The organism is Polyangiaceae bacterium (assembly GCA_020633205.1).
GTDB lineage: Bacteria > Myxococcota_A > Polyangia > Polyangiales > Polyangiaceae > JAHBVY01.
The window spans coordinates 39306-59967 of record JACKEB010000019.1; the positions used below are offsets into that span (position 1 = coordinate 39306).

Annotated in this window: 11 protein-coding genes; 3 read left to right on the plus strand and 8 right to left on the minus strand. The window is 64.3% G+C overall.

Annotated elements, in window-relative coordinates:
- Window position 1 precedes the first annotated feature (1 nt).
- Both H6718_29970 and H6718_29975 read right to left on the minus strand, forming a co-directional pair.
- Window positions 2–1186: a hypothetical protein gene (locus tag H6718_29970; GenBank protein MCB9589679.1), complete on the minus strand. Its 1185-nt coding sequence runs from the start codon at window positions 1184–1186 to the stop codon at window positions 2–4.
- Window positions 1183–3042 (minus strand): protein kinase, encoded by a 1860-nt coding sequence (locus H6718_29975; protein MCB9589680.1) that lies wholly within the window; start codon window positions 3040–3042, stop codon window positions 1183–1185. Before H6718_29975 ends, H6718_29970 begins: the two co-directional genes overlap by 4 nt.
- Before the next feature lie 385 nt (window positions 3043–3427).
- Here H6718_29975 and tssI (H6718_29980) point away from each other — a divergent pair, with 385 nt between their 5' ends.
- From tssI (H6718_29980) to tssI (H6718_29990), 3 genes are read left to right on the plus strand one after another with little or no spacing between them, the layout of a single operon-like run.
- Window positions 3428–5644 carry a type VI secretion system tip protein VgrG gene (tssI, locus tag H6718_29980; GenBank protein ID MCB9589681.1) on the plus strand — a complete coding sequence of 739 codons (2217 nt, stop codon included), beginning with the start codon at window positions 3428–3430 and terminating at the stop codon, window positions 5642–5644.
- Window position 5645: 1 nt separating this feature from the next.
- Window positions 5646–7913 carry a type VI secretion system tip protein VgrG gene (tssI, locus tag H6718_29985; GenBank protein MCB9589682.1) on the plus strand — a complete coding sequence of 756 codons (2268 nt, stop codon included), beginning with the start codon at window positions 5646–5648 and terminating at the stop codon, window positions 7911–7913.
- Window positions 7914–7920: 7 nt separating this feature from the next.
- On the plus strand, window positions 7921–10734 hold the full coding sequence (gene tssI, locus H6718_29990; GenBank protein MCB9589683.1) for a type VI secretion system tip protein VgrG: 2814 nt from the start codon (window positions 7921–7923) through the stop codon (window positions 10732–10734).
- Between the two features lie 10 nt (window positions 10735–10744).
- Here the strand turns inward: tssI (H6718_29990) and H6718_29995 are convergent, their stop codons facing one another.
- The 6 genes from H6718_29995 to H6718_30020 form a co-directional block, all read right to left on the minus strand.
- Window positions 10745–11320 (minus strand): hypothetical protein, encoded by a 576-nt coding sequence (locus H6718_29995; protein ID MCB9589684.1) that lies wholly within the window; start codon window positions 11318–11320, stop codon window positions 10745–10747.
- A gap of 149 nt (window positions 11321–11469) precedes the next feature.
- Entirely contained in the window at window positions 11470–12804 is a 1335-nt protein-coding gene (locus H6718_30000) for a VWA domain-containing protein (protein ID MCB9589685.1), read from the minus strand.
- Window positions 12805–12877: 73 nt separating this feature from the next.
- Window positions 12878–13624 carry a hypothetical protein gene (locus H6718_30005; GenBank protein MCB9589686.1) on the minus strand — a complete coding sequence of 249 codons (747 nt, stop codon included), beginning with the start codon at window positions 13622–13624 and terminating at the stop codon, window positions 12878–12880.
- 411 nt (window positions 13625–14035) lie between these two features.
- Window positions 14036–15142 (minus strand): PD40 domain-containing protein, encoded by a 1107-nt coding sequence (locus H6718_30010; GenBank protein MCB9589687.1) that lies wholly within the window; start codon window positions 15140–15142, stop codon window positions 14036–14038.
- Window positions 15143–15230: 88 nt separating this feature from the next.
- Window positions 15231–19187, minus strand: coding sequence for a DNRLRE domain-containing protein (locus H6718_30015; GenBank protein MCB9589688.1), 3957 nt, complete (start codon window positions 19185–19187; stop codon window positions 15231–15233).
- Window positions 19188–19330: 143 nt separating this feature from the next.
- Complete coding sequence (locus H6718_30020; GenBank protein MCB9589689.1) at window positions 19331–20635, minus strand: hypothetical protein; 1305 nt, start codon at window positions 20633–20635, stop codon at window positions 19331–19333.
- Between the last annotated feature and the right edge of the window lie 27 nt (window positions 20636–20662).

Genomic DNA, 20662 nt, shown 5'->3' on the forward strand with positions numbered 1-20662 from the left:
GTCAGTCCTGGGTCTCCTTCGCCGCGATTTCCGTGGCGAGCCCCGGGTGAATCCTCAAGGTCGCGGCGTCGCCGTCCTCCACGACGGCACGCACCCCAAGCCACGGCGCCGCCAGCTCTTCTAGACTGCCATCGCGCGCCAGAGCCTGGAACTCTCGCAGCGCGCCACCGCCCACCACGAGGCGTCGCAGCTCCTCGCCACGCCGTTTCCCCACGGCATCAACATGGTGTAAGCTCGGCTGCTCTCCACGCGCTGCAGCCGTGCGCAGCGCATTCGCTATGAGGTCGAGAAACTCCGCTGTGTTGCCCGATGCGAGCTGATCCGCTGCGGCCACCACGCTGGGTTCCAGCGCCACCCGCGACATACGCCGCTTGAAGACCTCGTGGTGAAACTCTGCGCGACCACTCACGGGCAGCGGCCGGAGTGCAATGCGGGGCTCGCGACTGGTCACGTAGGCGAAGTCCTTCGAATAGTCGAGGCGCCGCGGGTAGCTCATGACCACCGGTACCGAGAGGGTCTGCCAGAGCGAGGCCACTCGTGGCAGCAAGCGGTCGGCGCCACCAGCAAGATCGAGTTCGTTCACGTCGTCCACGATCAGCACGATCTTGGAACCCGTGCTGAGCACCTTGGTGAGCCCAGTAACGACCTCCGCCCAGTCGGCGAACGACATGCTCGGCTCGGCCTCGATCTGCTCCAGGAAGGTCGGGCTCTTCATGCGCTGGATCGTCACGAAGAGCGCCTGACCCAATGAATTCACCCAGTCGGAGCGAGTGCGTGGAGCCTGCAGCATGCTGAGCACCCGCAGCGCCTCGACCAAACGCAGAGCGGCGCGCTCAGCGGAGTTGTCCAGCTGATGGTTGCCGTCGGGCAACGCCCGTAGCAGCCAGAAGGCGGTGACCATCACCATCGCGGTCGGGCCGATGGCTCGCCCTGGCTCGGCGCGCCCCAGCATGCTGATGCGCACAGGACGCCAACCGCTACCCGAGAGTTCCTCACCCAGGCGTGCCAGCTGCGTCGAGAGCCCTGCGCCGCTTGGCGCAGTAACCCAGATCACCCCCCTCTCGCGACCCGCGGAAAGCTCGGTTACAATTTCCTGAAGGAAACTTTCGTCTCTGGGGACGTACCAACGCTCGCTCGGCACCTCCCAAGCGAGCTTCTGGCGCAATGGCGCGAAGGAATCTGTCATACCGAAACCTCCCAGGGCGTCGGCGTGCCACGGCTATTCGCGACCCGCTGGATATGCAGCGCTGGGTTTGCCGATTCGGGCGGCGGTGCGCCGCTGTCCATACTGAGCAGCCAGGCGATGAGGCCCGCACCGAGCCCAAACACCACCACCAAGATGATGACCACGATCACGATCATCTTCGTGTTCTTCCCCGAGGACGGTGTGTAGATGATGGTCGCATCGCGTCGCGCCTCGGGTAACGGTACCCCGAGCTGACTCATGCCGAGAGGATTGGGTTCAGGCCGCTGTGCCGCCGGGGCCACCTTGACGTCGGCGTTGGTCGCGCCGAGGTTCACTGCGCCGCCGGTCACCATCGCAGGCTGAATCGGACCGCCACCACCGAAGCTGCTGCCGGAATTCAAGGCAGGTGGTGGCGCCGCGGGAGGTGGTGGCGCGCCGCCGCCTTGAGAGATCCCCATGGATTCCAACATCGCGAATGCTTCCGACGCGTCGGCGACCATCGTGCCATGGATCTTGCGCTTGTTGCCGCCACCGCCTCCGCCGCCACCACCTGCGAGTTCGGGATTGGTGGCACCAAGGGCGTCTAGGCCAGAACCGGAGACCACCGGTGGCGGCGCGATGCCTCCAGACACGACAGGCGGAGGCGCGATGTCAGCCATGGGGGGGGGCGCCATCCCGCCAGAGACCACCGCAGGTGGCGCGACACCACCGACCATCGCCGGCGCCGCGATCCCCCCGGAAACGACCGGAGGAGGCGCGAGCGCCCCGACGGGAGGCGGAGCCGCTGGTGAGGGCATGGGCATGGGAACCGACGCGGGAGCAGCGTCCGACTCCGAGCGCTTGGCGGCGAGGAGCGCGTCGATCTCCGCCCTGGCACGCGCCACCGCGTCATCTGTCAGCACCTGCGTGCCGTGCAGCGCGCCGCGAGGAGAACCGGACACCATCGGCGGCGGCACCAGGGGGCCACGCGCGCCAGCCGGCGCTGCAACGGCAGGCATCTGCTGGGAGGCCGAGCGAGCAGCGCGCGCAAGGTCTTGCGCCAGCTCCCCAACGCTCTGGTGGCGCATGCCGGGATCCGGCGCCAATGCGCGCTGAAAGATCTCGTCGAATAAAGGTGGGACGACGCCGCCGAGCTCCGCCGCGCGATCGCTCGCCGCGGGCAACGTGTGCATCTCCTCCCAAAGCCGCTGAGGTTCGGGTGTTGGCAACTTGAGCGCGAAGAAGATGGGTCGCCCCACCATGGAGTAGAACGCAAGCAAAGCGCTCGAGTAGACGTCCATGGTCGCCATCAGGGGTGAGCCACCGACTTGCTCTGGCGCCCCCCACCCGTAGGCGCAGGGCCAAGGCGCTGGAGCAGCCATTCGCAGGGAGGCGACCCCGAAGTCCGTGACTCGCACCACGGGGCCCTTGAGCCCGGTGCCAAAGAACACGTTTTGCGGCTTCAGGTCGCCATGAACCAAGCCCGACGCATGAGCGCGGTCGAGACCGGGGGCGAGGCACCCCATGAACTCCGCCATTTCTACGGGGCTCAAGGGTCCCTTCTTCTCGAGATAGCGATCCAGCGACCGAGTGCTCACCGCTGGGAGCAGAGCAAATGGGCCGTTTGGGTCCATGCCCAGCTCTTGAATAGCCACGAACTCTTGCGCGACTTGCCCCGACTGTCGCGAGGCGCGGTCGAAAGCGGCGGAGGCGTTCGAGTCCTGCATCGCGGGCGTGGTGAAGAGTTTCAGCATGTAGCTGAGGCCTGATTTCGGGTCTTTGACCCGGTAGACCTCCCCCACATCCCCTCGCCCGATGACGCTCTCAACTTGAAAGCGACCTCCAACGATCATCCCGGGCGCTAGTCTTTCCCTCATGCTCCCCGTCTGCTGCACGCCAGTCGGCGGCGAACACCATCTCGCGCCCAATCCAAGCGCCGGAAGTCCGGTACCTGGGTCCCCAAAAGGGGGCGCCGTTCAAGCTCTCGAGCGACGAACGATGACCCGAGCAAGCTCGGGATTTCAAGCGGCTCGTGTATCCGTTCCTGGATAGGCACGGGGCCACAACCCCGGTCCCGCGTTCCGAATCGGAGCCTCCCGCGGGAACAGGCTCGGCGCACTATCCACGGGGGTCGCCGCGTCCCGGCGGATGGCGTGCCAAGATCCGAGCGATGCTCGCACGAATTGCGACGAAAACTTGCAAGGTTGGCGGGCAAATCTGTCGCCCAGGTCGAGTACGATACCCGCAGTGGAAGAGCGACACATGCGTGGGCAGTTCGTGTTGCGGGGCTCCGCCCTGCCCGCGGACATCGACACCCTGAGCTATCGAGCCGTCGAAGAAATCTCGGCGCCGTTCACCGTCGACATTCGTTTCAAGACGAAGGACGACGGCTTCGACGTACTCACGGCACTCCGCACGGCCGCCGTACTCACCGTGATCAACGAGCAGGGTCAGACGCGTTTCTATCACGGGGTGGTTGAACGCGCGCGCTTCGTCAAGATGCAGGCTGAGAACCTGATCTTCGAAGTTCGTCTGATGCCTGAGCTTCAAGCGCTCGCGCATCGCGAGAACTGCCGCATCTTCCAAGACAAGAGTATCGTCGACGTCGTCACGGAGATCTTCAACGAAGCAGGCTTCGGGGATCGAGTGCAGTGGGACGTGACCGGCACCTACGCTGCGAAGGAGTTCATCGTTCAGTACCGTGAGTCGGAGTTCAACTTCGTTTCGCGGGTGTTCGAGCAGGCCGGCCTCTTCTACTTCTTCGAGCACTCCGAGGATCAGCACAAGCTGATCGTCTCAGACAACCCCGAGGGCTTCGTGCTCCTGGACGCTCCCCAGGTGGAGGTTCAGGTAGCGGCCGCGGGCTCCGAAACCGCCGTCGTGGTTCAAGGCCTCGCGCGCACCCGAAGCTTGCGCACGGGCTCCATCCACCTCTTGGACTACGACTTCAAAGCGCCGGCCGCGCCGCCAGAGTCGAGCCTCCCGCCGGTGGAGTCGTGGAGCATGCCCTTCTTCGAATATCCAGGCGGCTTTGTCGATGGCTCCGAAGGTGCGCTGCTGGCCTCGGCGCGCATGCGAGAGCTACGCCACGACTCCGACATCCTGACCGGTTCCTCGGAGGCAGTAGACCTGCGGGTCGGCGCCCCCTTCGTGGTCGATGGTGCTGACGAAGAAGACCTCAACGGAAGCTTCGTACCAACGCGTCTCGTCTCGTGGGGCCACCAGCACAACGAGCATGACGACCGCGACGTCGCTTGCAAGAACGAGTTCCGAGCCATTCCGGAGGGCGCTCCGTTCGCCGCTCCCAGGCGCGCGAAGCGGGTGCGCATCCACGGCGTGCAAACCGCGATCGTGACGGGGCACGACGACCAGGACCAGACGATTTGCGTCGATGAGTTCGGTCGCATCAAGGTGCGCTTCTACTGGGATCGCGTCGGTCAGCAGGACGAAAACTCGAGCTGCTGGATTCGCACCAATCAGCTCCCGCTCGGCGGCTCGATGATTCTCCCCCGCGTGAACTGGGAGGTCTCCATCGCGTTCCTGGACGGCGACCCCGATCGACCGATGATGCTGGGCAAGGTCTACAACGCCGAAAATCAGCCGCCGGACGCGCTCCCTGGCGCAAAGGCGTCCGGCTCGCTGAAGAGTATGTCATCCCCCGCAGGCGCCGGACACAACCTAATCGGTGCCTGCGACACGGGCGGCAGCCAGGGCTTCAATATCCACGCGCAAAAAGACCTCAACATCACGACAGAGCATGACTTCATCGAGGAAGTCGGCGTGGATGAGGAACACAACGTCACGAAGAACGTGTCCAACGAGACCGGCGTGAACGACAGCGCGTCCGTTGGCGGAAACCAGTCGCTAAACGTTGGGGCGAACCACTCTCAGAAGATCGGCGGCAGCCAATCGATTTCGATCGGCGGCAACGACGACAGCAACTCGACTGCGGACACCCAGGAGACGGTGGGCGGGGCACGAAGCTACACGGTAAGCGGAAATCAGATAACGATCTGCAACGGTATCACCCAGAACGTCACTGGCGATTACAACGTCACCGTAGGGGCCGTCGAGGTGGTGGGCAGCGTCGCGTCCATCTCCGACAACATCGCCGCTACGAGCAGCTCGACCGTGGGCGCGATTCGCGTGCACCTGGTCAACGGGACCCACGGTGAAACGGTCGGCGGCTTGAAGAACCAAACCTCGGCGGCAGCCGAGATCCACATCAATGGAGCAAACCACGCGGCGAGCTGCGACGCTGCGACCACAATGCTGATCGGCGGCCTGCATTACCGCAAGGTAACCGGCGCATACACGGTCAAGGCGCCGATGATCACGCTGGTCGGGGCGACCGGAGACCTGAAGGGCGGCAAGAGCAGCATGAAGCTCGGAGGCGGCCCGGTGGTCATGAAGGGCAAGAAGATCGTGGTCAAGAGCGCGCTGAGCATCAAGATGGGCGCATCGTTGAAGGAGGGTTGAGATGAGCGACGACGACAGCGTCAAGAACCGCCTGGAGTTCACCCTCGACGTTGATGGCACCGCCCTCGACGTTTTGGACTTCGATCTCGTCGAGCAGCTGAATGAGATCAGCACACTCGAAGTTCGCGTAACCAAGTACGGCGACTCCGGGGACAGCACCGCTCCGGGCTCGCTAGTCGACAAGCCAGCCAAGTTTCGCTTCTGCCGCGAAGACGGCTCCCAGGAGCGCTTCTTCCACGGCTTCGTAATCGAGGCGGTCCGCTCCCCTCGCGCGGATCGCACCCTCGCCACCAAGCTCACGATCGTTCCGACACTCTGGAACGCCACCAAGCGTGCCGACTGCCGTGTCTTCCAAGAGAAGTCGGTGGTGGACATCGTCACTGAAGTGCTCACGGGCGCCGGAGTGGACGGTAGTCGCCACGAATGGCGAGTCAGTGGGAGCTACGAGCCGCGCATCTCTTGCAGTCAGTATCGAGAGACCGACTTCGACTTTATCCGCCGTCTCCTCGCGGAAGAGGGCATCTGGTTTTCGATCCTGATGGACGAGGGGAAGGATCTGGTCGTTCTGAGCGACGACCCAGCGGGGCTCGACCCGATCTCCGCCGCGGAGACGGCGCTGAGCTATCTGCCTGAGCTGAGTTCCCAAACCGCGCCCACCCACGTCGGTGACCTTTCGCACACCCAGCAGGTGCGCTCCGACAAGGCCTTCTTGCGCGACTATGACCCGCTGAAGCCGAAAGTTCAGCTCGAGAAGGCAGTGGAAGGCACCGACGATGGGGCCCACTCGCTGGAGGTGTACGAGTATCCGGGTCGTTTCGTCGAGCAAGCCGTGTGCGACCACTACACCCAGGTCTTGCTAGAGCAACTGCAAGCGGATCGTGAGCTGGTGGAAGGCAGCACCGGCGTGCTGGTGATGCGCCCAGGCGAGACGTTTAGCGTGGAAGAGCACCCATACGCTCCGCTCAATCAGGAGTACCTGCTCGTTCGGGTCCAGTACTCCGGTCGCAGCTTGGGCCACGCCGAGATCGAAGGCGAGGAGACGATGTCCTTCCACGGCGGTTTCCACGCGGTACCTCCGTCGCGAGTAAAGTATCGCCCTCCGCGTCGTGAGCGCGCAGTCGTCATCCCCGGTCTACAGAGCGGCTGGACCGCGGGCCCGGGGGGTGAGGAGATCCACGTAGACGAGAGCGGCCAAGTGAAGGTGCACTACCACTGGGACCGTATCAACCCGCTGGATGACACCTGCAGCCAGTGGATGCGCAGCAGCCAGCTCGCACTGGGCGGCTCCATGCTGCTGCCTCGCATGAACTGGGAAGTCACCATCTCCCACAACGAAGGCGACGCCGACAAGCCCGTCGTGATGGGGCGCCTCTACAACCCACAGACGCCGCCGCCCTACAAGCTGCCCGACGAGAAGTCCAAGAGCTCGGTGCAGACCGCAACCACCCCCGGTGGCGGTTCGAGCAACGAGTTTCGCATGGGAGACGCTGGAGGAGCAGAGTTGATGTTCTTCAACGCCAGCTACGACATGACCATCGACGTCCTGAACAACACCACGCACTCGGTCGGTAACGACATGAAGCGCAAGGTCGGCGGGAACCAGGCGGTCAACGTCACCGACAGCGTCACCACGAAGGTCGGCTCCAATCAGACGGTGGACGTCGGCGGCAACCAAGACATCGCCGTCGAGACGTACATGGTGGATGACTGCGGCGGAGACCACACGCTGGATGTTGGTGGCAACCGCACGATGATGATCGGCGGCGACCACAAGCGCGACGTCAGCGGTAGCAGCGAGCTAACCGTTAACGGTATGCACATCGACTTGGTCGTCGGAGCGATCGTGAACAGTACGCTCGCGAATCACAAGCAGGACGTCAGCGCAGCGCTGGTCGAGCTAACGACCGCCGATCGCAGCGTCATCGTCGGTGGCATGCGTACGGAGAACACGGGCGCCGCCAAGATCATCGCGACCAAGGGCGGACGCGGGGTCGATGTGTCGGGCGTCTTCAACCAGAACGTGGGCGGCGCCATCATCACGAGCATCAAGGGCAGTCGCTCCGACTCCGCCGGCGCGACGTACACGGAAATCGTGGGCGCGGCGCAGGTCACCAAGGCCAATGACATCGTTTACGAGGCCGACGGGATGATCACCGTCGCCATGGGCGCGTCGGTGTTGCTCATCACACCTGCGTCCGTCTCCGTGCTGGGTGTCAGCTGCAAGTTCGACGGCGACGTCGTCGACACTGCCATCACCATGGACAACTGAGGGTAGCGTGACACGAACACTCGACGTCTACATCCGCAACGAAATCTTCGTCTCCGACAAGGTGACGAGGCTCGACGAGTACCATCGTGCAGGGATCCCGGCTTACGCAGTGATCGAAGCCGTGGCGGTCGACTACGCCTCGATTCAGGATCTCGTCGGCTCCCGAGCAGAGATCGTCCATGGCTACGATGGGGAGACGAAGCACTCATTCACGGGCCGCATCGACTCGGCAACGGTTATTGCCGGACGGAAAGAATCAGACGGCGCAGCGTCGTGGACGTATCGCCTGAAGGTAATCGCGACGGTTGGGCTCCTGGATCGCAACGTGGACTCGTGGATCTTCCAGAACCTGACCACCGAGGAGATCATCAAGCAGCTCTTCGAACAGAACGGGATCAGCCCCGAAGAATATGACATCACCCTCGACGCGACCTACCCGAAGCGGGAGTACTGCGTCCAGTACCAGGAAAGCGCCCTGGCGTTCATCTCCAGGCTCTGCGAAGAGGAGGGTATCTACTTCTACTCGTACACCGAAGAAGGTGACGAGAACGAGAAGCTCTACTTCCGCGACGATTCGTCCTCCGCGGAGGCTATTCCTGACGGAGCTGAGCTGCCATGTCGCGAGGCGAGCCACGGCGACATCAACGAAGACTCGTTCAGTGAGCTGCACGCGGCCCACCGCGTGCGCTCCGGCAAGTTCGTCTCCCGTGATTTCAACTTCATGACGCCGCAGCTCGACGTCACGAGCAACGATCTGACCAAGACAGCAGAAGCGGAGGCGCACACCGACTTCGAGGTCTACGATTACCCCGCATGCTACCTAGAGCTCGCGGACGGGTCCACGGTAGGTGAAATCAAGGCGACCACGCTGGAGCGGCTCAACCAGGTTCGGCTGGAGGCAGAGCAAGTCCTGGTCCACACGGTGGCTGCTGTCTCGAACTCGCCGCGACTAGCGATCGGACACCAAGTCACGCTGACGGACTCCGACGATCTGGACGCCGACTATTTCATCTTCGGCTGCAGCTATCACTTCGCCATCACCATGGGCAAGCAAGAAGATGGCAGCGTCGTGGAACTCGACAGCTACCGCGCGGAAGTAGACCTGTTACCGATCGCGACGAAGTATCGCTGTCCCCAGGTCACCCCGAAGCCGGTGATTCATGGCCCACAGACAGCGCGTGTCGTAGCCCCCGAGGGCTCGGAGTCCGAAGAGATTCACACCGATGAGCACGGCCGTGTCCAAGTGAAGTTCTTCTGGGACCGCGGTAGCAACGCCTTCGCTGACGCTTCGTGTTGGATGCGCGTGCAACAGCTACAGACTTCTGGCTCCATGGTTCTGCCCCGCGTGAACTGGGAGGTCATCGTGGAGTTCATGGAAGGCAACCCAGATCGGCCCTTGGTCACTGGCCGCCTCTACAACGGGACGTTCATGCCGCCGTACGCGCTTCCGGAAGGAAAGACCCGGACGGCGATGCGCACCAACAGCCATCCCAGCGGCGGCGGAAGTAACGAGATCCGCTTCGAGGACAAGGCCGGCGCCGAAGAGATCATGATCCACTCGCAGTTCGACACTCAGATGGTCACTGCGAACAACAAGAAGAAGAGCGTCGGCAACAACGAGTCGCTGAACGTGAAGAACAACTCCGAGAGCGGAGTCTCCGGCAATTCCGACACCAAGATCACGAAGGGCAACCAGAACGACATCGGCGCCGATCAAACCGTGAGCGTCGGCGGGAACCGGAAGCAAGAGATCAACGCCGTCTACGGCCTCACCAGCGGTGGCGGTACCACCGTCACCGTTGGGGGCAACCAGTTCGAGATGACGGGTAACCCACTGGAGGCGCTGCTCGCCATTGCGATGGAGCGCGCCGCGGAGATGGCCGCGGCCGCAGCGGCAAACGTGGTCGGTCAAGTCACTGCGGCGGTGCAGGGCGCGGTCGACCAGGTGATGGGCCCCGTGGATGCCTTGTGCGCACAGGCTGACGCGATCACCGGCAACATGAACGCGCTCGCAAACGGTGACCTGGGCACCGCCGCCGGTTTGGTCGCAGGCGCCTCAGGCCTACCCGGGGCGGGAGCGATGGCCTCGGCGATCGCTGGCCCACCCGCCGCGATGACTCCGGCAGCTGGTCAGAGCGCAGGCGACATCGCTGGCGTCAACGCGCTGCGCGCGGCGGCTACGGGGATGATCCAGCAGGGCGCGAGCGGCGCGATGGATGCGGTGAACAACGCCCTCGGCACCGGCGGCGGAGACGGTGGCGGTGCTAGCGGCGCCAACGCGGCCGGCCCAGAGGGCAACGTGGACGGCGTCGATGAAGCGAAGAACACGAAGGGCCCTGGACACCAGATCAACAAGGTTGGGGGTTCCCACACGGAAACATCCGCCGCGCTGCGGGTCATGGCCGCCGTGAACGGCATCAACACCAACGTCGGTGCAAGCGCCACCCAGACGGTCGGTGCTGCCTACCTTGAGCTGATTCTCGGAGACCGGGCAGAGTCGGTGGAAGGCATGAAGAGTGAGACTTCGATCGGTCTCATCGTGCTGAGCAAAGGCGACGAGACCGAGCACGTTGGCGGCGCCAAGAACACCATGGTGGGCGGCGCCATCCTGCAGTCCATCAAGGGCGACTACTCAGTGGAGGCAGGCGGCCCCGCTACATTGATCGGCGCGCTACACAAGATGGACGCCAAAGGCAGCATCACCTTCAAGTGCGGTGCGAGCGAAGTCGTGCTGGACGGCGCGGGCATCACCATCACGGCTCCGATCTTCACCTGTACCCTGCCGAAGCATCACCTTCCGAAGAAGGTCTCCGACTCCTGACCCGCTTCGCTTAGTTCAGGCGCAGGATTCGGCCAACGATGCGGAACAGGCCGCGCGACGCGGCACTGATGCGCGAGCCCACCAGCTCGACGTCTCCGTCCTTGCGCAGACGAGCCCCTGCGCGGCCTGATCGAAGGGTGACTTCTTGTTCCCCTTCGATCAGGATCTCTCGAGCTCGCAGCTCTACTCGCTCCGGTAACCTGACCTGAAGGATGCCAACCAGCCAAAGGCGCTCACCGTCCGCTTCGACCAACACCGAATCCCGATTCCGCAGGGCAAGGTTGAGGAGCCGTGGATCCACCTCAGGTGCCACCTGAGCTGTCACCTTCTGAGTCTTTCCCCGGAACCGCACCGTCGCCTCACGCCCATCGACGGACACGAGTTGCGCGCTGCGGAGTCCGCTCGCTTGGGGCGCTGATGCTTCGGAGCGTGCAGGTTGCTCCTCGGAGGGCGCATCGGCGCTCCTCCCCCCCAAGAAATCCTCGAGATTGCTCGTGTCTGCTTGTTCGCCGGGCTCGGGAGTCAGCTCCGCTTCGAGCTCCGATAGCAGGGCTTGCCCCTTCTGCGTCGCTTCACCATCAGCCATCCGGGACAGCCTAGCTTGAGGTCGCGACCCTCAGCAGCTGGAATCACGCACCGGGCCCAAACATTGGCTCGCTCTCGACGGGTCGTCAGCTGATGCCCGCTTTTCGATCGGGGGGTGAGGGAGTTCCCAACGTCGTTGCCGTCAACCGCCTACTGACAGCCCTCTGCGCTGCGGATTTGCTGCAGCGCGCTCTGTAGCGCGCTCTGCGCGTTTCCCACTGCAACCAGCTTCGCCGTGCCGGTGCCACCCGCTTGTGCCACTTGGTCGAGCTCCGCGATCCCTCCGAGCGCCACGACGTAGGTCCGCACCGACGGAGACCCCTTGTAGGCGCTATCTGCGACGCCAGCCACGCTCTGCACCGTGTTGAACGTGCAGCCAGTCGGCTCGCCGTCTGTCAACAGCACGACCGCTGAAGGACGTCCAGCCTGCGCGGCGCCCTTGGCGTACTGCAAGGCACCAGCAAGCGCGGGAGTCATTGGGGTGGACCCACCATCCGGGCTCACACCGCCCAGCGATGTCTGGATCTGGCTCGAAGCGCCGGGAAAGCCTGACATCGAGACCGCGGGGTGCGTGTAGTCAGAGAGCTCGCAGGAGTCGATGGGAGACGAAATGGATCCATTGCACTGGTTGAAGACCGGCACGCAAGGCCCGTAGGCCCCGCAGTCCGAGTCCATGCTGCATGTCTGCGGCAACATCGGATCCACCGCTGGTTCCACAGGGAAAAATCCAGCTCCCATTCGAAGCTTGGCGGTTGCCGACTCCTGCACGAACGCGTTGACCGCGCCGGTTAGATCCTGCCACTTCGAGGAGTCCATCATGGACCCAGAGCGATCGACCAGTAGGTAGAGATCGCCGCAGCCACCGCCGCTTCCTCCATTGCCGCCATTGCCGCCATTCCCAGCGCTGCCGCCATTCCCAGCGCTGCCGCCATTCCCAGCGCTGCCGCCGTTTCCGGAGCTGCCGCCGTTTCCGGAGCTGCCACCGTCACCACCAGCGCCGCCTGCTCCGCTGCCATCCGAGCGGCAGGTATTTTCCACGCAGATTTTACCAACGCCACAGTCGGCTGACTCGATGCATTGGTAGCAGTGAAGACGCGCGGGGTCGCAGACTTCGCCCGACGGGCAATCCAGTGAGTTGGCGCAGGTTGTGATGGGGTGGCAGCTGCCAGCCAGGCACTCCGCGGTATCACCGCAATCGACGTTCGAGAGGCAGGAGACACACTCCCCCAGGGATTTGTTGCACAGGAGCCCCAGCGGCGTGCAGTCCTTGTCCGAGTCGCAGGACACCGGACCCGTCGCGCCGCTTCCTCCTTCACCCCCGCTGGCGCCCGAGCCCCCAGCGGAGCTCCCGCCAGCTTCGACTCCGCCATCGCCAGCCAGGCCAGATCCGTTGCTGGAACCGCAACCGGAGAGGACGGCGCAGATCGCCAGCACACTCCACGCTACCTGCTTCGTGGCTATCGGCCACGCGTTCGTCCTCGCCATACGCACACCTCCTACGTCCCCGCTCGGTCAGGCCTTCCACCCGGGATCGCTCGCACTCGGCTGAGGACGAAGCCTAGAGCGTTTCGCGCGCGTCTAGCCGCCAGATCACGCGGTGCGGATAGAAGCGAAACTTCTTTTTGAAGCGACGCATGGGCGGAGCCGCGCCGAAGTAGGTGCCGTACATGAAGTAGCGTACGGCGGGGTATCGCTTGTAAACCTGCTCGGCGATGCCGATGAGCATCATCGGGACGATACCGTCCGACTGGAAGTTAGCGTGTCCCAGGATGTGCTGGAGCGAGCAGAGTTCCCCGCTGATGAAGCAGGAGGAATACGCGACCAGCTTATCCTTAAGGAAAACGCCGAAGTACGGATAGTCGTGGTACGCATTCCGCGACTTGGGGTTCTGGTGTGCTTCGACCTCACCACGCAAGTAGCTCTCGGGCATCACGCCCTGGCGCTCCGGTGTGGATTGCCTGATCTCGGCTACCGCCTCCAAGTTCGCGTTGAAGTCCAGCGGGGCGAAGCGATACCCAGCCTTCTGCGCCTTCTTGAAGTTCCGACGGGCGGACGCTTCGATATACATGAAGTATTCTTCATGGGTGCGAGGCAGCACGCAGAGCGCGCATCCCCAAGCCTTGCTACGGATCAGTGGGAACTTCGGGTGCGGCCGAGTCGCATCCGCATACCAGCGCTGAGTGCAGTCGGCGTAGAACGGGTCGTTGTCCACGGTACGCTTGAGCATCAAGTTGACCGTGAGCACCGGCATGCGAGCTAGCTCAGCGAGATCTGCGCGCACCGCCTCTCCTCGAGTGCGAAGCATGGCGGCGTAATATGACAGCCGGCCGGTGGCGCCTTGTTCTTCCGGCGCAGCTGCTTCCTCGCCGGGTTGTTTGCTCGAAGTGACTGCGTTCACGCGGTGGCCGTTGCTGGTGGAGCGAGTATTCAAACTGACACTACGCGGTGCGCTCCCATGGTGGTGTTCCCAAAGGGGTGTTCCGAACCTACCGCACGCGGGCACACCTCCCAAGCGGAAGCGTAGTCGATATCGTTCATCGCTAACAACCGCGCGGCAGCAAACCTGACCATTTCACCGAGCGGCCACTCGTTGCGCGCTCGCTCTCGCCGGACCAAGAGGAGCCCGGCCGAGCCGAGCGTCTCAAATGTGAGCATGAACACATGTTCTGATCGGTGTGACCCGATTTGGCCGGGAGATCGCCTACACCGGCGTGATTCAGCCGCCGCAGCTAAGCTGCACATCAATCACATCCACATCGGTGAGCACCATCACCGATTCGGCTCCAGTCGCTGACATGAGCTTGATTTCATGGGCGCCTGACGAGTTACCCGCACGGCTTAGTACGAGAGAAGCCACTGCACCGGAAGGCAAGACGCACGGGGAGTTGTCATTGGGGAAATCCCCAAGCTGGGCTGCTTGGCCGCCGCTCAACGACCAAATGCGCTCTCCCGTGTCTGGCCGATTCATCTCAAAAACGAGTCCACCATTGGGCGCCATTGCCGGGTGATGCAGGGCGGTCGCTTCAGCCGCGAATCCACTCCCGGGCGCGGCTTCAACCTTGAATCCACTCCCGTCCACCCCAACCGAGCACACAGCGTTCCCGGCGCCGCCGTAGGGTTCGTTTCCACAGTCAAAAACTACGCGCTTGCCATCCGGAGTCGGCGAGGGCTGAGTGTTGTACGCGTAGCCGGAGCTAGCGGTCAGTAGCTGCTTGGTGCTCCAACTGCCTCCAGACTTGCGAGTGACGAAGAGATCTCGGCTGTGGCTTCCGCCGTCTGCGGAGTAGACGACCCACCCGCCGCCTGGCCCCACCGCCAAGGCCCGATCCGGATGCACGTCTTCACCGCCCGCTTGCACCCGCTCCCCGCTCTTGAGCCCGCGATCAACGAGCACCAAGCAGTCCCAGTCTCCACAGCCAAAACGGGTTGTCGTCAACGCCAGGGCTTTGCCATCCAAGGAGATAGCGAGACTCTTGTCCTCACCTGGGGACACGGAGTTCAGCGCCGAGCTCACGTTAGTGAGCTTGCCCGATGCTTGGGCAGTGACCCACGCGGCGTAGCCGTCTGGGTGCATGAACGCGATCACGCCGCCAGTGGGCACGCCACCAGTCGCGCCTGTCCCGTTGCGAGCGCCGCTCCCTCCGGTCCCGCTGGCATCGGATGCGGCTCCACCGGTGCCCGCCCCAGGAGCGCTGTCATCTGACGCGTCCCGCACGCTCTGGTTGCTCGAGCCGCTGTTGTGACAAGCGACCAGCGCTGCGACGGTTCCCAGCAGGCCGAAGTAGCACCTGGCGGACCTCCCCCCAAAAACCTCCCAAGACATAGGCGGGCTCTAGCACGGAACGCCCCGAGAGCCAGGCCTCCCGGGGTCGTGTTGGGCTTGCTTGTCTTTCCTCGAGGAAGCGTGCCCCTCAGGCCCGGCGGGCGTGGGACCTGCGGCGCCGTGCAGCTGCGAACGCCAGTCCGGAGGCCAGCAGTAGCCAAGGCACTGAGGAACGCTTCGAGTCGCTGCCTGGCGCTGCCACGCGACACGTTGAGCCTTCATCGACGCCCTTGATCAGGCCATCGGTGCCCGCAGTACCACCGACGACTCCAGCGTCAGGCAGACCGCCACCAGCGCCACCAGTGGCGCCGCCAACACCGCCAGCACCGCCCGTAGTGCCACCGGCACCTGCGCTGCCCGCCACACCGGCCGTGCCGCCAGTTCCAGCCATACCACCCGCGCCACCCACGCCGATCGCTTCGCAGGAGCCGTTCACGCAGTCGAACCCAGAGGTGCACTCCGACGGGTCCGTGCAGGTGGTGGCGCAAGTCGTTCCACTGCAGAGATAAGGAGCACAGCTCGTCTGGAGCCCGTTGAGGCAGCTGCCGGTTCCGTTGCAGGCTGCCGCCGGCGTGGCGATGCCCGCCGAGCAGGAGCCGACGCCGCAAGCGATGCTTCCGTCGGGATACGCGCACTGGCCGCTGGTGCCGTCACAAGAGCCAGCACACACGCCGGTCCCACCACAGCTCGCTCGACCGTTGCGCGGGGTCCCCGTGACCGCCGTACAGGTGCCGACGGATCCGGCCTCGTTGCACGCTTCACACTGGCCGTTGCACGCCGTATCGCAACACACGCCATCCACGCAGAAGCCAGAAGCGCACTGCGCTGTCGCGCTGCAAGCAGCGCCTGGCGGCTGCGGGTCGACACAGACGCCGCCTGCGCAGTACTGACCCCCGCTGCAGTCGGTGTCGACGCTACAGTTGCCATCGCAGCGCGGATCCGTCGCGTGGCAGATGAACGGCGAACAGGTCTGCTGTTGCAGAGGCGAGCAGCTGCCACCACCCGTGCAGTGGCCCTCCAAGGTCGCGACACCCGCGCTACACGCGGCGTTGCGACACGCCGTCGCGCTTCCAGGATAGGCACACGCTGCGGTGGTCGCACCATCGCAAGTGCCAGCGCACGAGGTGCCATCGGTTGCACACGCCGGACGAGCGCCGCGAGGTGACCCGGTGACCGCGCTGCACACGCCTTCGTTGCCAGTGATGTTGCACGCTTCGCACTGGCCGTCACAGGCGCTGTTGCAGCAGTAGCCATCCACGCAGCGCCCGCTAACGCACATGCTGTCTCGGGCACACTGCTCGCCGTTGCTCTTGGTCGGCGTACACACGCCCGCGGCGCAGTACTCCGCGCCAGCGCTGCAGTCACCGTCCACCGTGCAGTTGCCCTCACACAAGGTCCCTGCGCAGTTGCCTGTGGGACACGTCAGGGTCTGAACCGCGGGGCAGCTGCCAGCGCCATTGCAGCCGGCGGAGAGCGTCGCCGTGCCGCTCGTACAGTCGGCGGCGCGGCACTCTGTGGATCCGCCCGGATACGCACACGCAGCGCGCTGCACGCCGTTGCAGGACCCGCCGCACACGCTGCCATCGTCCGCGCACGAAGGACGCGAACCGACGGGCGCGCCGGTGACCTCGGTGCAGGTGCCCTCGGAGCCGGAGACGCTGCACGCTTCACACTGGCCATTGCACGGTGCGTTGCAGCAGAAGCCATCCACGCAGAAGCCGCTGGCGCACTCGGTACCACCGCCACACGTCTCGCCATTGGTCTTGGCCGGCACGCAGGCACCCGCATCACAACGGAAACCGGTTTGACACTGCGTGTCCGTGGTGCACGTCGTCAGACACACCGTCGCGCTGCAACGATAGGGATCACACGTCTGCTGTTGTTGCGCCGGGCAGTTGCCCGCGCCGTCGCAGAACGCTTCGACCACCGACTGACCGTTGTTGCAATTGGGCGCGCGGCACTGGGTCGTGCCCCCAGCGAAACCACATGCAGTGCGGTTCGCGCCATCGCACTGACCGTTGCACACCGAACCATCGCCGGTGCAGGCGGTGCGACCTCCATGAGGTGCGCCGCTGACCGGCGAGCAAGTGCCTGCGTTGCCAGCGACATCGCACGCTTCGCACTGACCGGTGCAGGCCGCGTTGCAGCACACACCGTCGACGCACAGGTTGCTCGAGCACTGACGCGCCTCGGTGCAGGCATTCCCGTTCGGGAACTTAGCCACGCACGAAGTGCCGTTGCACCAGTTGGTCGAGGTGCAGTTCGCGTCACTCGAGCACGTGTTCTGGCAAGACGTGGCACCACACACATAAGGGGCGCAGGCGTTCGTCTGAATGGTCGGGCAAGCTGCGTTCGCGCCGTCGCAGGTGGCGGCGAGAGTCTCGGTCCCGCTGCTGCAGCTCGCTGCACGACACTGGGTGGTCGAGTCGAACGCGTTCGCCGGACAGTTCATCGATGAGCCGTTGCAGGTCTCAGCTGGATCACACACCCCAGCGCTTGGCCGGCAAGTGACGCTGCCAGCGGGCACCGCGGTACAGGTGCCCTGGGAACCGGCCACATTGCACGCGCGACAGTCGTTTGGATTCGAGTCGCCGCAGTCGGCGTTGCAGCAGAAGCCGTCTTCACACTGATTGCTGGAGCAATCTGAGTTCTGAGTGCACGAGTTGCCGTTGGTCGGCAGACACTGGCCGCCGGCGTTGCACGTGACGGCTCCGGAACAACTGCCGGGATCGTCCTGATTCGAGATCACCGTGGTGCAGGTGCCCGCCGCGTTCGCACACGAACGGCACGGAGTAGTACAAGTGCTCGTGCAGCAGCGGCCATCGACGCAGTTGCCAGTGCCGCACTGATGGTTGCCCGACGAGTCGATGGTGTCGCCGGAGCAAACCGCACCAGCCGACTTGTCCGGTTGGCACGTCCCACCGCTGTTCGAGCTGCAGTAGTGATCCGCGTCACACTGGTTGTCTGCGGTACAGCTGGTGGTACACGAACCACCGTTGCAAGAGCCGGGATCGCACTGGTTCTTCGGATCCGTGAAGGGATCGATGTTGGCGCAGGTGCCGTTTGCTCCCACGGAGATGCTCGCACTGCAAGCCTGACAGGTCGGGCAGCTGGAGGTGTTGCAGCAGATGTTGTCAACGCACTGGTTGTTCGCGCACTCGTTGTTGCCGCCGCACGACTGCCCGACGGCCTTCTTGGCGACGCAGGAGCTGCCGCTGCAGTAGAAACCGGAGATGCAGTGGGTATCGCTCGAACAGGTCGTGCGGCAGTTACCAGAGTTGCAGGTGTAGTTGGAGCAGCCGGTGGAGGGTGCTGGAGTGCCGGAGGAGAGCACGCAGGTTCCGGACCCATTACACGCTCGACACGCGCCGCCGCAGCTGGTGTTGCAGCAAACCCCGTCCCAGCACTGACCCGAGAAACAGGCGCTGCTCGACGAGCTGTCTGGCGAGCAGGCCGCACCCTGAGGGTTGCGGTAGGTGACCGTCAACGCCGGAGGTGTCGCGCCTTCGCTGGACGTGATGATGGCGAGGCCGCCGCTGGTCTGGGACACCCGGAAGCCGTTGTTCGTGCTCCCGTTGACCCAGGCCTGGACGATTGTGGCGACGTCGATATTTACGGTCGTGGGCACCGCAGTGTAGTCCGCCGTGGCGGTCGAACCGGTCCCAGGGATGGCTCCCGGCGTGCCAACGTCCCCCTTGCAGAAACCACCACTGCCACCTGCGACGCTGGTTGTGCCCTCGCTCCAGGTGCCATTGGCGCGCTGGACCGTGATGGTACGCATCCCTGCAGCGGGGGGCGCACACACGAGGCAGTCCTCCAGGTGCAATGCGAGCGACGCGGTGTCGATGTGCGCGTTCGCCGGGATATTGTTGAGGTTGAAGCGAATCAGCGCGGTGCGGGTCGTGTTGCCCGTCTCGTTGGTCGAGCCCACGACGCCCGCGCAAATCGCGGGCGCGTCACCGTTCTTTTCTCGGTCCGTCCCCGACTGCATGTCGTCATCGAGGACGGGCGTCGCGGTCGTCAGCGCCCCTGCCACCTGTGCCACGGGTTCATTGGGAGTGTTCTGAACGTCTCCGGACGAACACCCTGCCAAGCACCCAACCACCGAAATGAGGACGCACCCCAGCCAAGCAAGCCTCTTCATACAACCCCTCCAGACTCTAATCGATCTGGGAGGCTGGGACGAGCTTAGAGCCCAAATCGTATCGGGTCCGCCGCACTCGCCGGCTCGTCGTCACCGACGTTTTGCGTGCTGCCGTTCCCAAGCACCCCGTTTTGTCCGCTCCCCCAGCACCTGACTCCGTCCGCCGACAGCAAGCAGCAGGCGGCAAACGCACAAGCCAGATCAGTTCCCGCAGGCAGGTCCAGGTCGCTGGTTGCGTTGGCCGAATCCACACTCAAGGTGTCGCCTTTGCCAAGCTGACCGACGTCCGCGGCACCCCAGCAGCGGACCTGGCCGTCTGATTTCAGAGCGCATGTGTGGTGCTGGCCGCCGCCGACCTTCTGGGTGTCGCCAATCATCAGCGGCGACACGGCAGACAGCGGCTCATCATCACCCAAGCTGTCGCGAGCGCCGGAGCCAAGCTGGCCATCCATCCCTTGCCCAAAGCACTTGAGCTCGCCGCCGGTGCCCACGAAACAGGTGTGGGCGATACCGCCCCCCACCGCGTGGAGTGGAAAGCCCGCCGTAAGCGCTCCCGCACTCGCCGGCTCATCGTCACCGATGCTCAGAGTGTCGCCGTGACCGAGCTGACCTGCGTTGTTGTTCCCCCAGCAGCTCACCTGCTGATCGTTCCACGCACAGGTGCGGAAGAAGCCCGCCCAAATGTGATCCGGCGTGAAACCTAGAGGCACGTCGCCGGCACTCGCGGGAGTCTCGTCGTCCCCAATCGTGTCCAGGTTTCCGTAGCCAAGCTCGCCAGCCATGGAGAGTCCCCAGCAACGCACGCTCCCGTTGGTGAGGAGCACGCACGCATGACTCCCACCGACACTCAGTTCTGCAACCTCACCCCCAACGTCCGCGAAGCCGCCCGCGCTGACTGGCTCGTCGTCACCGATCAACTCCCGGTTGCCAACTCCCAGCTGACCCACGCTATTCGAACCCCAGCAACGCACGCGATGACTCTCGAGCAGCGCGCAGCTGTGTGCGCGACCGGCCCCGATGGAGATCGCCGCCTCCCCCAGAGCGACGGGTTGCCCTGCCGAGACCGGCTCGTCATCACCGATCGTTTCCGTGGACCCAAGCCCCAGCTGACCGTCGCTATTGCTCCCCCAGCAGCGCACCGAACCGTCGGCAAACAGGGCACACACATGCTGAGCTCCGGCGGCAAGCGCACTGGGCACTCCCGCAGCTCCCCCAGAACCTGACGAGCCGCCTGCCCCGCTGGTCCCGCCGGTGCCGCTCGTGCCGCCAACCCCCGAGCTGCTGCCACCCTCGTCCCCACATCCGACCAGACAACCGAGAGCTAGGAGCCCGGCAATCGCCATTCTCATGCCGGAACCATAGAGAATTGATCGGCA